General features: G+C 72.8%; 10 protein-coding genes. 8 read left to right on the top strand and 2 right to left on the bottom strand.

The genetic code is table 11. The features are described 5' to 3' along the window. The 8 genes from ACIF83_RS01760 (at position 1) to ACIF83_RS01795 (ending at position 10710) form a co-directional block, all read left to right on the top strand. A complete protein-coding gene (locus ACIF83_RS01760; protein WP_399722760.1) occupies positions 1–2295 on the top strand; it encodes a GTPase in 2295 nt (764 codons plus the stop codon). 356 nt (positions 2296–2651) lie between these two features. Beyond that, complete coding sequence (locus ACIF83_RS01765; protein ID WP_398138896.1) at positions 2652–3122, top strand: single-stranded DNA-binding protein; 471 nt, start codon at positions 2652–2654, stop codon at positions 3120–3122. 370 nt (positions 3123–3492) lie between these two features. After that, complete coding sequence (locus tag ACIF83_RS01770; RefSeq protein WP_399722762.1) at positions 3493–4845, top strand: Cys-Gln thioester bond-forming surface protein; 1353 nt, start codon at positions 3493–3495, stop codon at positions 4843–4845. Positions 4846–4897: 52 nt separating this feature from the next. Then, positions 4898–5443: a putative immunity protein gene (locus tag ACIF83_RS01775; RefSeq protein ID WP_393464639.1), complete on the top strand. Its 546-nt coding sequence runs from the start codon at positions 4898–4900 to the stop codon at positions 5441–5443. Between the two features lie 287 nt (positions 5444–5730). Continuing rightward, on the top strand, positions 5731–7752 hold the full coding sequence (locus ACIF83_RS01780; RefSeq protein ID WP_399723139.1) for a hypothetical protein: 2022 nt from the start codon (positions 5731–5733) through the stop codon (positions 7750–7752). A 199-nt stretch (positions 7753–7951) separates the two neighbouring features. Further along, a complete protein-coding gene (gene ettA, locus ACIF83_RS01785; protein WP_145878239.1) occupies positions 7952–9616 on the top strand; it encodes an energy-dependent translational throttle protein EttA in 1665 nt (554 codons plus the stop codon). A gap of 6 nt (positions 9617–9622) precedes the next feature. After that, positions 9623–10036, top strand: a complete 414-nt coding sequence (locus tag ACIF83_RS01790) for an acyl-CoA thioesterase (protein ID WP_386581202.1) — start codon at positions 9623–9625, stop codon at positions 10034–10036. After that, complete coding sequence (locus ACIF83_RS01795; RefSeq protein WP_399722765.1) at positions 10033–10710, top strand: hypothetical protein; 678 nt, start codon at positions 10033–10035, stop codon at positions 10708–10710. The genes ACIF83_RS01790 and ACIF83_RS01795 overlap by 4 nt, the downstream gene beginning before the upstream one ends. Before the next feature lie 20 nt (positions 10711–10730). Here the strand turns inward: ACIF83_RS01795 and ACIF83_RS01800 are convergent, their stop codons facing one another. Both ACIF83_RS01800 and ACIF83_RS01805 read right to left on the bottom strand, forming a co-directional pair. Next, on the bottom strand, positions 10731–11687 hold the full coding sequence (locus ACIF83_RS01800; protein ID WP_399722767.1) for an ABC transporter ATP-binding protein: 957 nt from the start codon (positions 11685–11687) through the stop codon (positions 10731–10733). 29 nt (positions 11688–11716) lie between these two features. Next, positions 11717–14413: an FtsX-like permease family protein gene (locus ACIF83_RS01805; protein ID WP_399723141.1), complete on the bottom strand. Its 2697-nt coding sequence runs from the start codon at positions 14411–14413 to the stop codon at positions 11717–11719. Positions 14414–14419: the final 6 nt, after the last annotated feature.

Below are 14419 nucleotides of genomic sequence, written 5' to 3' on the forward strand. Positions count from 1 at the left end.
GTGACCGCCGTCACTGACCACGACCACACGGACCACATGGATCACATGGAACGCATGGAGCACGCGGAGGGGGCCGGGGGAGTGGAGCCCGGCCTCGGGGGCAAGGGCGAGCTGGGCGACAGCCTCCCGCCGGCGGCCGGCGGTTCCGGGGACGGCCTTCCGGGACAGGGCGGCCCGGCCCCGGAGGGGCACAGTGCCGAGGCGGGTGCCGGTACGGACGCCAAGGCCGAGAGCGAGTCCGAGTCCGAGGCCGAGGCCCATGCCGGGGCCGGGGGCCAGGGCGGGGCCGCGGAACGGGACGCCGAGACGGGCCGCGGGCTGCACGCGCGCGTACCCGAGAAGCGCGCGGAGAGCGACCCGCACGTGCGCGTACCCGAGAAGCGCAAGGAAAGTGAGCCCCCCGCGCGCGTACCCGAGCCGAACAGGGACGGGGAGCCGCACGCGCGCGTGAAGACCCCCGAAGCCTATGCCGGCAGTGGGCCGCACACCCGTCCCAAGGACGGCGGCACGCCCGACCCGGCCCCCGGCCCAGCCTCCGACGCGGATCGCGACTCCGACCCCGACACCGAATCCGAGGGCGCCTGGGACGACGGACTCATCGCCCGGCGCGTGACGGAGAGCACCGCCGCCGCCCTCGCCGCCGAGCGTGCCTCCGTACTGGACAGCCCCTCGCGCAGCTCGGGCAGCCACATCCCCGCGCCCCTGGCCTACGACGGCCCCCTGCGCTCCCGTCTCGACGCCCTGCGCGAACTCGTCGGGCTCTCCCGCACCCGCCTGGACGCCCGCACCCTCGCCGAGGCGGGCCGGGTGCTGGACGAGGCGACCGCCCGCCGCAAGCTCTCCGGGCGGCACACCGTCGTCGCCATCGCGGGCGCCACCGGCAGCGGAAAGTCGCAGCTGTTCAACGCGCTCGCCGGAGTGGCCATTTCGGAGACCGGCGTACGACGCCCGACCACCGCGGCCCCGATCGCCTGCAGTTGGAGCGACGGCGCGGCGAGTCTCATCGACCGGCTCGGCATCCCGGGCCGGCTGCGCAGGCGCCCCGTGCAGAGCGCGGAGGCCGAGGGGCAGCTGCGCGGGCTGGTCCTGATCGACCTGCCCGACCACGACTCCGCGGCCGTGGAGCACCGTACGCAGGTCGACCGGATCCTGAAGCTGGTCGACGCGGTCATCTGGGTGGTCGACCCCGAGAAGTACGCGGACGCCGTGCTGCACGAGCGCTATCTGCGGCCCATGGCCGGCCACGCGGAGGTCATGTTCGTCGTCCTCAACCAGATCGACCGGCTGCCCGGGGAGGCCGCCGACCAGGTCCTGGACGATCTGCGCCGGCTGCTCGACGAGGACGGCGTCGCGCTCGGCGAGTACGGCGAACCGGGCGCCACCGTGCTCGCGCTGTCCGCGCTCACCGGCGACGGCATCGGTGAACTGCGCGAGGTGCTCGGCGAGTTCGTGACGGAGCGCGGCGCGGCGGCCCGCCGGGTCGCAGCCGACGTGGATACCGCGGCGGAGGAGCTGCGGCCCGTCTACGCCACCGCTCGGCGCGTCGGCCTCAGCGAGGAGGCACGGGAGGAGTTCGCCGCCCGGCTCGCAGCCGCCGTGGGCGCCACCGCGGCCGGCGAGGCCGCCGAACGCGCCTGGCTGCGCAACGCCAACCGCGCCTGTGGCACGCCCTGGCTGCGGCTGTGGCGCTGGTACCAGGACCGTGGCGGACCCACGACGGGCCGGGTCCGGGTGCGCGCCCAGACGGACGAGGAGGCCACGGCCCGGCAGCGGGTCGAACAGGCGGTCCGTACGGTCGCCGACCGGGCCTCGGCGGGTCTGCCGACGCCGTGGGCGGCGGCGGTGCGCGAGGCGGCCGCACGCGGCTCCCAGGGGCTGTCCGAGGCGCTGGACGAGCTGGCGGCGCGGGCCGGGATGCCGCCGGGGCGGCCGCCGCGCCCGGGGTGGTGGCCGGTGGCCGTGCTGGTCCAGGCGGCCATGACCCTGCTGCAGGTCGTGGGAGGCCTGTGGCTGGCGGGCCAGATCGCCGGCTTCATGGCACCCAACCTGGGGGTGCCGGTACTGCTGATGGTGTGCGGGATCGTCGGCGGGCCGCTCGTGGAGTGGGGCTGCCGGATGGCGGCCAGAGGGCCGGCACGCCGGTACGGCACGGAGGCGGAACGGCGGCTGCGGGAGGCGGCGTCCAGCTGCGGCCGGGCCCGGGTGCTCGATCCGGTGGCGGCGGAGCTGCTGCGGTACCGGGAGGTGCGGGAGCAGTACGGGCGGGTGGTCCAGACCGGGGCCGGGACGGTGTGAGGCCGGCCGGGGCGGCAGTGGTGTGAGGTCGGCCGGGGCGGCAGTGGTGTGAGGCCGGCGGGGGTGGGTGAGGGGATGGGAACGACGTGGGCCACTCGTTCGGGTCACGGGAGTTTCCACAGGCGGGTGGCCGTCCACAGCGCTCAGCGGGCTCGGCCCGGCGGAGGCAGTCTGGTCCCACGGCGATCGCGCCGCACGTCCGGCGAGTGGAGGGCGGGCGGCGCAGGCGATCGGCGTGGCGTGGCGTGTGACGGCGTACCCGGATCGGGTGCGCCGGCACGGCAGACGCAGCCGTACGGGAGGGGCCCGTACGCGTGTCCGCCCGGTCGAAGGGCCGGGCGAGGGAGGGGTTCACGATGAACGAGACCGTGGTGTGCGTGGTGGGCAACGTGGCGACGCAGCCGGTGTACCGGGAGCCGGCGGCAGGCCCGTCGGCGCGGTTCCGGCTGGCAGTGACCTCGCGGTACTGGGATCGGGAGAAGAACGCCTGGACGGACGGGCACACCAACTTCTTCACGGTGTGGGCCAACCGCCAGCTCGCCGTGAACGTGGCGGCGTCGGTGGAGGTGGGGCAGCCCGTCGTCGTCCAGGGGCGGCTGAAGGTCCGCTCGGAGGTGCGCGAGGGGCAGCAGAACTGGGCGTCGGCCGACATCGACGCGGTGGCCATCGGCCACGACCTGGCGCGGGGCACCGCGCTCTTCCGCCGCGCGGCCAGGCCGGAAGCGCCGGCGGCGGTACGTCCGGAGCCGAACTGGGAGACACCGCCCGCCGAAGCCCCGGCCGACGATCCGGCCCAACAGCGCCCGGAACCAGCGGCGGTGACGTGACGTGAGCCGAGCCGTCGGCTCCGTCGACCGCTCCGTCTCCGCCGACGGTGCCCCGGCCTGAGCCTGCACCGAGCTGCGGCTTGTCGGGTCGTCACTTCGAACACCCCGAACGAATCAGTGGATTTGTCGATAAGCCCAGCTCGTGTCCCGTCCGGGCGATAACGATTCCGGATCGGATCGGCTGTCAGACGATCTGACCGGCCGGGCGAGGTCCGCGTGATCCATAGGATGCCGGGCATGCCCTTCGGGGCCGCCGATTCTGCTGGTGGGACCGTCCCCCACGTCCAACGGGTCCTGCTCGAAGGGGAATTCTGTGCTTGCTGCGTTCTCTGGGTTGCCTCGATCCGCCCAAGTGGCCCGCCTCGGCGCCGTGACGCTGGTGTCCGGTCTGGTGGCGGCGAGTGTGCTGGCCGGCTCCGGCGTGGCCGCGGCCGACGGGACACCGCAGACCCAGGGCGGCGCGACGGCCACGATCAACGGTCTGAAGACCTACGGCGAGGCCGTGATCCACGAGGACGGCGGCGACCAGCGGGTGGCCGCGGGTCTGTTCGAGATGTCCGTGGACGGCGGCGGCACCCTGCAGACGTACTGTGTCGACATCCACAACCCCACCCAGCGCGACGCCCGCTACCAGGAGACGCCCTGGAGCGGCACCTCGCTGGGCGCCAACAAGGACGCCGGCCGGATCCGCTGGATCCTGCAGAACTCCTACCCCCAGGTCAACGACCTCGCCGCCCTCGCCCGGAAGGCGGGCGTGAGCGGACTGACCGAGCAGGACGCGGCGGCAGGCACCCAGGTGGCCATCTGGCGCTACTCGGACGGGGCGAAGGTCGACGCCGTCGACCCGCAGGCCGAGAAGCTCGCCGACTACCTGCAGAAGAGCGCCCGCGGCAGCGCCGAGCCGCAGGCCTCGCTGACCCTGGACCCGCCCGCGGTCTCCGGTCGCCCCGGTGATCTGCTCGGCCCGGTGACCGTGCACACCAACGCGGACGGCGTGACGGTGAGCCCGCCCGCGGACCTGGCCGGCAGCGGGGTACGGATCATCGACAGGACCGGCAAGGTGATCACCTCGGCGAAGGACGGCAGCGAGCTGTACTTCGACATCCCCGAGGACGCGGATGACGGGTCGGCCCAGCTGACCGTGCAGGCGTCGACCACCGTGCCGGTGGGCCGTGCCTTCGCCTCCGAGAGCCGCAGCCAGACCCAGATCCTGGCCGGCTCCAGCGAGTCCACGGTCTCCGCGACCGCGAGTGCCACCTGGGCGGACAAGGGCGCCATACCGGCGGTGTCGGCCCGGAAGAACTGCGCCAAGGGCGGCGTGGACATCACCACGGCCAACAAGGGCGACCAGCCCTTCACCTTCGAGCTGATGGGAGCCGAGCACACAATCCCGGCGGGGGCCACCCGCACGGTGACGGTCCCGCTCCAGGAGGACCAGCCCTACGACTTCACGATCACCGGCCCGAACGGCTTCAGCCACCGCTTCACCGGCGTCCTCGACTGTCGGACCCAGGGCGCGCTGACCACCAAGAGCACCCAGACCCTCAGCGAGCCCAGCCCCGCCACGGTCGGCGGCAACACCACCCCGCCGGACACGGACCTCGCCGCCACGGGCGGCTCCGCGATCACCCCGATGATCGCCGGAGTGGCCATCGGCCTGGTGGTGATCGGTGGCGCCGTCCTGGTGATCCTGCGCCGCAAGGAGACGCCCACGGGGGAGTGACGGGCCCCACGGCCTGCCGCGCCCGCCCAGGGGCCTGCGGCAGGATTGAGCCGTGCCAACCAAGTCGGACAAGATCGAGCTGAGCGAAGACGAACTTCGTGAGATCACGGGCTACGCGGCCGAATGCGCGCGCAGGGCGCTGTCGATCTTCGAAGAGAGCCTGCCAGCCGACACCCGCCCCCGCGACGCCATCGACGCGGCGGACGCCTTCGCCGGGGGCGGCCGGCGTACAGGGGCTCTGCGGCAGAGCGCCTGGGCGGCGTTCAGGGCGGCTCAGGAGGCCGATTCACCCGCCGCGGTCGACGCGGCCCGAGCGGCCTGCCATGCGGCCGGTGCGGCGTTCCTTCATCCCCTGGCGGACGCTCATCAGGTGAAGCACATCCTCGGCGCGGCGGCGCATGCGGCGCGAGCCGAGGAGCTGGCATCAGGGGAGCTGGCATCCGAGGAGCAGTCCGTCTCCGCGGGGACCCTTGAATGGGCGCGTCGTCACGCACCGGCGGCGGTCACCGTGGTGCTCGGCAGGCTGCCCGCGGCGCCTCCCGGAGGCGGGCGTGTGGGAGAGTTCATCCGCGATCTCGACGCCGCCCTCCGCTCCTGAGAAACCCCCAGGTCAGAGCGCTCCGCCTGATCGACTTTCCCCGCAGGGCCGGCCGCCTGCGCAAAGCGGGAGGGTGTTCCAGGCCACCCCCGCGGCAAAAGTAGCTGACGCACAGGTAAAGTCCGACCACCTATTTGGAGAACATCCGTGGGCATCGGCTTCCAGTCCGCGGTCATCCGACCGCGCCGGTCAGCGAGTCCGTGCTCAGGGATGTTGAGTTGCCTGGAGCCCGCGAAGTGTCATCGCCCTTGCCCGCTCGGTTGCGTACCGCTGCGGCACGTCTCCTCCTGCCCACGGTGCTCGCTCTGTCGTACGCCGGCCAGGTGGTCGGCGCCCTCCTGTCGAGTGTTCCCCTGCTCGTGGCCTCCGCCGTTGCCGGACTACTGGCTGACATGGCCATGCACCGTTGGCAGCGGGGCATGGCCTCGGCCCTCGGGAAGCTGCATGCGACTGTGTTCGTGCGCCACGTCGTGCGGGATCTTCTGCTGGTGGCCGGTCTGATCCGTATCGAGGACCAGGACTACGAGACGAAGTACCTGGTTCTCGTCTGCGGTCTGCTGGCCTTCTACTCCCTGCACTTCGCCTGCCAGGCGCTCGCGATCCTCGTCCGCCGGTCCCGCACCCTGCCCGTGGTGACCCGGAACATCGACGCCTCGCCGCTGCGGCTGAGCCCCGCTCCTCCGGCGCTGCTGATGAACCGCGCCGGGCAGCGGCTGCTGATGTTCGGTCTGCCCTCGACGGCCGGCCTGCTGGCCACCGCGGCGGGCGTCTCGGCCTGGTCCGCCGCCGCTGGCATCGCCGTGTCCGGCGCCTGCGCGGTGGTCGCCGTCGGCCTGCTGCTGGTGCGGCTGCTGCCGGCCCGCAGGCCGGTGACGAGCGAGCAGGCGCTGGAGTGGTTCGAGGCCTGGCTCGCCGAGTACCGGCCGACGGCGGGCATGTACTTCTCCGGCGGCACCAGCTCGGCCTACCAGGCGAACATGTGGCTGGAGCCGCTGGCCCGGCTGGAGGGCCGTCCGCTGATCGTGCTCCGTGAGCGCTTCATGGTGCGGAAGATCGCGTCGACCGACATCCCGATCGTGTGCCTGCCCAAGGTCGCCGACCTGATGCGGCTCGAGCAGTCCACGCTGAAGATGCTGATCCACCCGTCGAACTCGGGCAAGACCTCGCAGGTGCTGCGGATCCCCACCATCAAGCACGCCTTCGTCAACCACGGCGAGAGCGACAAGCTGTCCAGCTGCAACCCGTACGCGAAGGCGTACGACGAGGTGTGGGTGGCCGGTCCCGCGGCACGCGAGCGGTACGCCCTGGCCAACGTGGGCGTCGACGACCGGGACGTCGTGGAGATCGGACGCCCGCAGCTGGACGCGATCGCGCCGTACGCCGGTGCGCCCACCGGCCTGTACACCACGGTTCTCTACGCCCCCACGTGGGAGGGCTGGGACGGCAACCCGGGCAACACTTCGATCATCGAGGCCGGCGAGAACATCGTCCGCGCGCTCCTGGCCGATCCGGGGGTCCGGCTCCTGTACAAGCCGCACCCGCTGACGGGTTCGGTCGTTCCCCAGGCGGGAGCCGCGAACGCCCGGATCCAGGAGATGATCCGCGCCGCGAACGCCGTCCGTGCCGCGGAGCACGCCCATGAGCGACCGGCGCCCTCCGCGGCGGCGGAGCTGGCCGGCCGGACCGCCGAACTCGACCGGCTGACCACGTCCTCGTTCCGGGCGAGCGCGGACGACGCGGAGCGGATGCTGCTCCAGTCGGTCCCGGAGCCCGGCCGGGCCGCGGCCGTGACCGCCGCGACCGCCGCCTGGGAGACCGCGTTCTGGGCCTCGTTCCCCGCGTGGGAGCACCAGATCGTCACCGGGGCGCGGCCGAACGTCTACGCCTGCTTCAACGTGGCCGACGTGCTGGTCAGCGATGTCTCCAGCGTCATCTCCGACTATCTGGAGAGCGAGAAGCCCTACGCCGTCGCCAACACCAGCGGCCTTCCCGAGCAGGACTTCCGCGCGGCCTTCCCGACGGTCCGGGCGGGCGCCGTCCTCACTCCGGACGCGGCCGGCATACCGGCCCTGCTGGAGTCCGTGCGCCACCCCGAGAAGGACACCTACGCCGAGGCCCGCACCGAGCTCAAGCTGCACCTGCTGGGCCCCTCCGACCCGCCGTCCGTCGTCCGCTTCAACGAGGCGGCCCGTGCGCTGTGCGCGGAGGCCGACGAGCACCGGGCGAGCATGGCGGTGCGCGCCCTCCCGGTGATCCCGACGCAGCGGGACGCCGGGGCGACGCTGGACAACGAGCACGCCAAGGGCTGAGTCCCCAGGGCGGCTACGCCGGACCATCCGGTCCGAGGGGCTGTCACACCCGGGTCCCCGGGTGTGACAGCCCCTCGGCCGTTCCGGGAAACCCCAGGTCAGCGGCGCCCGCTCGCACTGGTTTCCATCCAGGCCTAGCGGTCAGGCAAGATGGGGTGTATCTGCCCACTGCCAGATTCAAGCTGCCGGACGGTTTCTCTTGGCTGAGTTCATTTACACCATGCGCAAGGCGCGCAAAGCGCACGGCGACAAGGTGATCCTCGACGACGTCACCCTGAGCTTCCTGCCGGGAGCGAAGATCGGTGTCGTCGGCCCGAACGGTGCCGGTAAGTCGACCGTGCTGAAGATCATGGCTGGCCTTGAGCAGCCGTCGAACGGCGACGCGTTCCTGTCGCCGGGCTACACCGTCGGCATCCTGCTGCAGGAGCCCCCGCTGAACGAGGCGAAGACGGTCCTGGAGAACGTCCAGGACGGTGTCGCCGAGATCAAGGGCAAGCTCGACCGGTTCAACGAGATCGCCGAGCTGATGGCGACCGACTACTCCGACGCGCTGCTCGACGAGATGGGCAAGCTGCAGGAGGAGCTGGACCACGCCAACGCGTGGGACCTCGACGCCCAGCTGGAGCAGGCCATGGACGCGCTGGGCTGCCCGCCCGGCGACTGGCCCGTCACCAACCTCTCCGGTGGTGAGAAGCGCCGCGTCGCGCTCTGCAAGCTGCTGCTGGAGCAGCCCGACCTGCTGCTCCTCGACGAGCCCACCAACCACCTCGACGCCGAGTCCGTGAACTGGCTGGAGCAGCACCTCGCCAAGTACCCGGGCACCGTCGTGGCCGTCACCCACGACCGGTACTTCCTCGACAACGTCGCCGGCTGGATCTGCGAGGTCGACCGCGGCCGCCTGCACGGCTACGAGGGCAACTACTCGAAGTACCTGGAGACCAAGGCCACCCGTCTGAAGGTCGAGGGCCAGAAGGACGCCAAGCGGCAGAAGCGGCTCAAGGAGGAGCTGGAGTGGGTGCGGTCGAACGCCAAGGGGCGTCAGGCCAAGTCCAAGGCCCGTCTCGCGCGGTACGAGGAGATGGCCGCCGAGGCCGACAAGATGCGGAAGCTGGACTTCGAGGAGATCCAGATCCCGCCGGGCCCGCGTCTGGGCAACGTCGTCGTCGAGGTCGACAAGCTGAACAAGGCCTTCGGTGAGAAGGTCCTCGTCGACGGGCTGAGCTTCACCCTCCCGCGCAACGGCATCGTCGGTGTCATCGGCCCGAACGGCGCCGGCAAGACCACGCTGTTCAAGATGATCCAGGGCCTGGAGACCCCGGACTCCGGCGACATCAAGGTCGGCGAGACCGTCAAGATCTCCTACGTCGACCAGAGCCGCGAGAACCTCGACCCCAAGAAGACGCTGTGGGAGGTCGTGTCCGACGGGCTCGACTACATCAACGTCGGACAGGTCGAGATGCCGTCCCGCGCGTATGTGTCCGCCTTCGGGTTCAAGGGGCCGGACCAGCAGAAGCCGTCCGGTGTCCTCTCCGGTGGTGAGCGCAACCGCCTCAACCTGGCGCTGACCCTGAAGCAGGGCGGCAACCTGCTGCTCCTCGACGAGCCCACCAACGACCTCGACGTCGAGACCCTCAGCAGCCTGGAGAACGCGCTGCTGGAGTTCCCCGGCTGCGCCGTGGTCGTCTCCCACGACCGCTGGTTCCTCGACCGCGTCGCCACGCACATCCTCGCCTACGAGGGTGAGTCGAAGTGGTTCTGGTTCGAGGGCAACTTCGAGTCGTACGAGAAGAACAAGATCGAGCGGCTCGGACCGGACGCCGCGCGCCCGCACCGTGCCACCTACAAGAAGCTGACCCGGGGCTGATCGAACTTGCGTCACATCTACCGCTGCCCCCTGCGCTGGTCCGACATGGACGCGTACGGCCATGTCAACAACGCGGTCTTCATCCGCTACCTGGAGGAAGCCCGGATCAACTTCCTGTTCCGCCCGGACAAGGAGTTCAAGCAGGGGTCCGTGGTGGCGCGCCACGAGATCGACTACAAGCGGCAGCTCGTCCACCGGCACCACCCGGTGGACATCGAGCTGTGGGTCACCGAGATCAAGGCCGCGTCCTTCACCATCACCTACGAGGTGAAGGACGAGGACGTGGTCTACGTACGGGCCTCGACGGTGGTCGTGCCGTTCGACTTCGAGGCCCAGCGGCCGCGCCGGATCACCCAGGAGGAGCGGGAGTTCCTCGAGGAGTACACGGACGCGGCCGACGAGGAGGCCGTCGCCGCATGACGGTGCTGCACCTGGCCGACGAGTCGGAGGCGGCGGACCTCGCCGCCTTCCTCTCCCGGCTGCTCCACTACGACCGTGGAGCCGCGGTGCGCCTGCAGGCGTCCGGAACCGCACTCGCCGTGTTCGGACGGCCGCCGTCCTTCGAGGTGCTGGCGGTCCGCGCGGTGCGCCTGGCGAAGCCGTACGAGAACGGGCTCGAGGTCACGCTCGACGTGACCGTCTCCGCCGGTGAACTCCTGGAGTCCGTGGACGAGCGGGCCGCCACGGCCGCCGTCCCGGCCGCCGTCACCGGGCCGCCGTGGGCCGGTGTGCTGCCGCCGCGCGGCGGCTGGCAGCCCGAGCCGGGGCTGCCCGTACCGGACACGCTGCGTACGACCGTGGCCGCGGCCGTCGCCGAGTTCCGGTCCCGCACCGAGGAGTTGGCGCCGGAGCGGCGTACGCGTACGGAGCTGGACCGGATCGGACGGGACATCTGGTCCCGGGAGATAGGGGAGACCCGGCTGCCGGTGCGGGCCGTGCACGCGGCGCAGTCGCTGGGCTTTCTGCGGCCGGGGACCGGCGCGGCCGAGACCGGGCTGTTCTCCTCCGGGGCGTGGCTGAGGCTGCGCACGCCGTACGGATCCGTCGCGGTGCGGCGGGCCGGGCTCGGCACCCTCGGCGTCAGCGTGCGCTGACCCGGCTTCCTGCTTCTCCGCTACTTCTCCGCGCTGTCGTCCGGCCACACTCCGATGTGGTCCGGCTCCAGTTCCAGGGCCACCCGGTCGCGCATGTTCAGGGCCCTCGTGTACTCCGCGGGCAGCTGGAGGCGGCCCGCGCGGTCGAGCATGGCGTACTCGCGGGCGACCACGGTCTCGTGGCCGGTCGCGGCGTCCACCTCGCTGCGGCGCAGCACCTCGGTGGAGGTGCGGCCGTCGCGGATGGCGACCGTGCGGCGGACCTCTCCGGCCACCGCCTGGTCGTGGGTGACGATCACGATGGTGGTGCCGAGCGTCTCGTTCGCGGTGCGGAACGCGTCGAAGATCTGCGCGCCGGTCTGGGAGTCGAGTTCGCCGGTGGGTTCGTCGGCGAGGAGGACCGCGGGGGCGTTCGCGAGGGCCACCGCGATCGCGGTGCGCTGCTGCTGGCCGCCGGACATCTCGTGCGGGTGGCGGTCGCGGCAGTCGGCCACCTGGAGCAACTCCAGGAGTTCCAGGGCGCGTTCGGCGCGGACGCGGCGGCGGGTGCGGGCGCCGGACAGCTGGAGCGGGAGGGCGACGTTCTGGGCCGCGGTGAGGTAGGGGAGCAGGTTGCGGGAGGTCTGCTGCCAGACGAAGCCGACGACCTCCCGGCGGTAGGCGAGGCGGTCCTTCGCGGTCATCGTGAGCAGGTCGCGGCCGGCGACGCGGGCGGCGCCCGCCGTGGGGGTGTCCAGGCCGGCCAGGATGTTCATAAGGGTGGACTTGCCGCTGCCCGAGGCGCCGACCAGGGCCATCAGCTCGCCCTCACGGACGAGGAGGTCGAGGCCCTGGAGGGCCTGTACCTCCACGCCGTCCGCGGAGAAGATGCGGACGATGCGGTCGCAGGTGATGAGGGCGTCGTGGCCGTAGGCGGGCTGGTTGCGGCTCTCGGTGACCTGGTTGGCGAGGTCGGTGAGGGTGGGATCGGCTGTCATGGGGTCTCCTGGGTGGTTGCCCTGAACGCTCATCGCCCCTCCCCCGCCCGCAACTCCCGTACCGACCCCCGTCTCCCCGTCCACCACGCCTGAGTCCCCGCGACTCCCACCGTCAGCACGACCACCGTGATCGCCGGTGCCGTCAGTGACCAGGTGTCCGGGTGCAGGGTGGCCGAGTTCACGCCGGGCTGGGCGGAGGGCAGGGCGATGGTGGTCAGGTCGATGCCGGGGGAGAGGAGGTGGATGGCGGTCCAGCCGGTCAGGGTGCCGCCGGCCGCGGCGAGGAGGGCCTGGGGGAGGGACTCCAGGACGAGGAGGCGGCGGCCCTGGGCGCGGGTGAGGCCCATCGTGCGCAGGCGGGCGAGGAGCGCGGTGCGTTCGGGTGCCGCCCGCAGCAGCGCGAGGAGCAGGGCGAGGACGGCGAAGCCGGCGCCCGCGGCCACCGCCGCCGTGTAGACGTGCCCGGCGCCGGTCTGCAGGGGCGAGTCGGCGTACCGGGACCGCACCTCGGCCAGGGTCTGCACCGTGACCGAGGCGGGGGACGCGCGGCGCAGCGCGTCCGCGTCCAGGTGGGCGCCGGTCAGCAGCAGTGTCGTGGGGCGGACGGCCGAGTCCGGGAGCCCGGCGCGGTTGACGATCAGGAAGTCGGCGCCGGGCACGGCCGGGGTGCGGTCGAGGACGGTGGTGATCCGGACGGTGACCGCGCTGCCGTCCCCCAGCCGTACCGGGAAGGGGCGCCGGGTGCCGTACGCGTGGGCGATGGAGGGGGAGGCGAGGGCGGGGAGCGTCTTCGCATTCTTCAACTCGCCTGCCGGGAAGGTCCCGAGGCCGGTGTCGGCCGCCAGCCGGCCGTACGCGGCCGGGTCCACCCCGACCAGCGGTACCGTGTCCTCCCCGTCCAGCGGCTTCGCCTCGTACGTGATGCTCGCCGCAGCCACCCCGTGCACCCCGGGCAGCCCGCGTACCCGGGCGGCCAGGTCCGCCGGGAGCGCGGCGGTCGCGTCCATGCGGGCGTCGGCCCCGACCGTGAGCAGGGCCGCACGGTCCCGGGCCTCGGCCACGCCGGCCAGGACCGAGCCACCGAAGGCCGCCGTGGTCAGCGCGGTCAGCAGGGCCAGCAGAGGCAGTACCGCGGAGGCCTGGGCGCGGCCCGCGCGGGCCAGGGACAGATGGCCCACCGCCCCGCGCAGCCGGCCGGCCGGGCGGGCGAGGCGGCGCAGCAGCAGAGGGTGGAGGCGGAGCAGCAGCAGGGCCGCGATGACGCCGGCCAGCACCGGGGCCAGGGACACCAGTTGACCGGCCGACGTGCCGCTTCGGCGCAGGGTCGCCACCGCCCCGGCCGCCAGTGCCAGCAGGGTCAGCTCGGCCACCGTGCGGCGCCGGGAGGGGCGTACGGCCGTCACGTCCTCCCGTGCGGCCGTCACCCGTACCGCGCGGTGGGCGAGCGCGGCGCGCAGCGGGAGGGCGGCGCAGGCGGTGAGCGTGACGGCCAGGGCGGCGGCCACGGCGGGACCGGTACGGGCGCCGGGGAAGAGGAGGAGCGCGACGGCCAGGCCGGCCGCGCCCGCAGGTACGGCGACCACGGCGGTCTCGGCCAGCAGCCGGCCGGTGAGGCCGGGCAGGGAGGCGCCCCGGGCGCGGAGCAGGGCGAGTTCGGTGCGACGGCGGTCGGCGGCCAGGCCGCCCGCCATGAGCAGGACGACGACGGCGACCGTGGCGGTGCCGGCGGCTGCCACCGCGACCAGCGGGGAGATGCCCGAGCGCAGCCGGGAGAACGCGGCGAGGACGTCGTCCAGGCCGGTGCCGACATCGGCGTTCTGGCCCACGGTGGTGCGGGCGTGCTGCAGGCCGGGGCCGGACTCCAGGGAGGCGACGGCGGACCCCAGGTGGTCCAGGTCGTGACCACGCAGACCGCCGAGGTCCGGGGCGAAGTACCAGTAGCGGGCGGGTTCTCCGCGCGTGTTCAGCAGGGCGGGGGCTGCTTCCGGGGACAGCAGGAGTGCGCCGAGCCAGTAGGTCTGCGGCGGGCCGGGCGGGGGCAGCGGGACCAGGCTCGGCGTGCGCAGCAGCGGGACGGTCGACCAGTAGGCGCCGGAGGGGTCGCGCGGGGTGAGGATGCCGGTGACCCGGACGGCGAGCGGGTCGCGGCCGACACAGGGCACGTGGATGACCGAACCCACTTTGATGTGCAGGCTCTTGGCGGTGGCGGCGGTGACGGCGGCCTCCACCTCGGGCGCCATCGGGTCCACCGGGCCCGCGGCGCGCGGCAGCCGGCCCTCGCGGATGCCGGCGTGCCCGGCCAGGCCGCTCTGCGCGACCAGCTGGACATGGGCGAGCAGACCGCTCGGACGCGGGATGAACGGATCGGGCACGGCCGCGTCGGTCTGGGTCGCGATGCCGTACGCCGACTGGCCGCGGTCGACGGACAGTGCGCCGCCGACCGTGCCCAGCAGCTTCTCGTACTGCCGTTTCAGCACGTCTGGGCTGAACATCGTGCCAGGGTCGTCGCCGAACAGGGGCAGCGGCGCGCTCACCCGCAGGGTGGTGCGCTCGGGGCGGGCCTGGCGGAGGGTGTGCACCAGACCCGCGTCCTCGTACCGGTCGACCGCACGGGGAAAGGCCCCTGCCAGACAGGCGGTCACCACGACCAGCAGCGCGAGCGCGAGCGCGGCACCGGGCGCGGCCCGCAGCCGGGTACGCACCCAGGGAGCGACCACGGCGGGCACGTAACT

The sequence above is a fragment of the Streptomyces sp. NPDC085866 genome (assembly GCF_044541035.1).
In the GTDB taxonomy this organism is placed as follows: Bacteria; Actinomycetota; Actinomycetes; order Streptomycetales; family Streptomycetaceae; genus Streptomyces.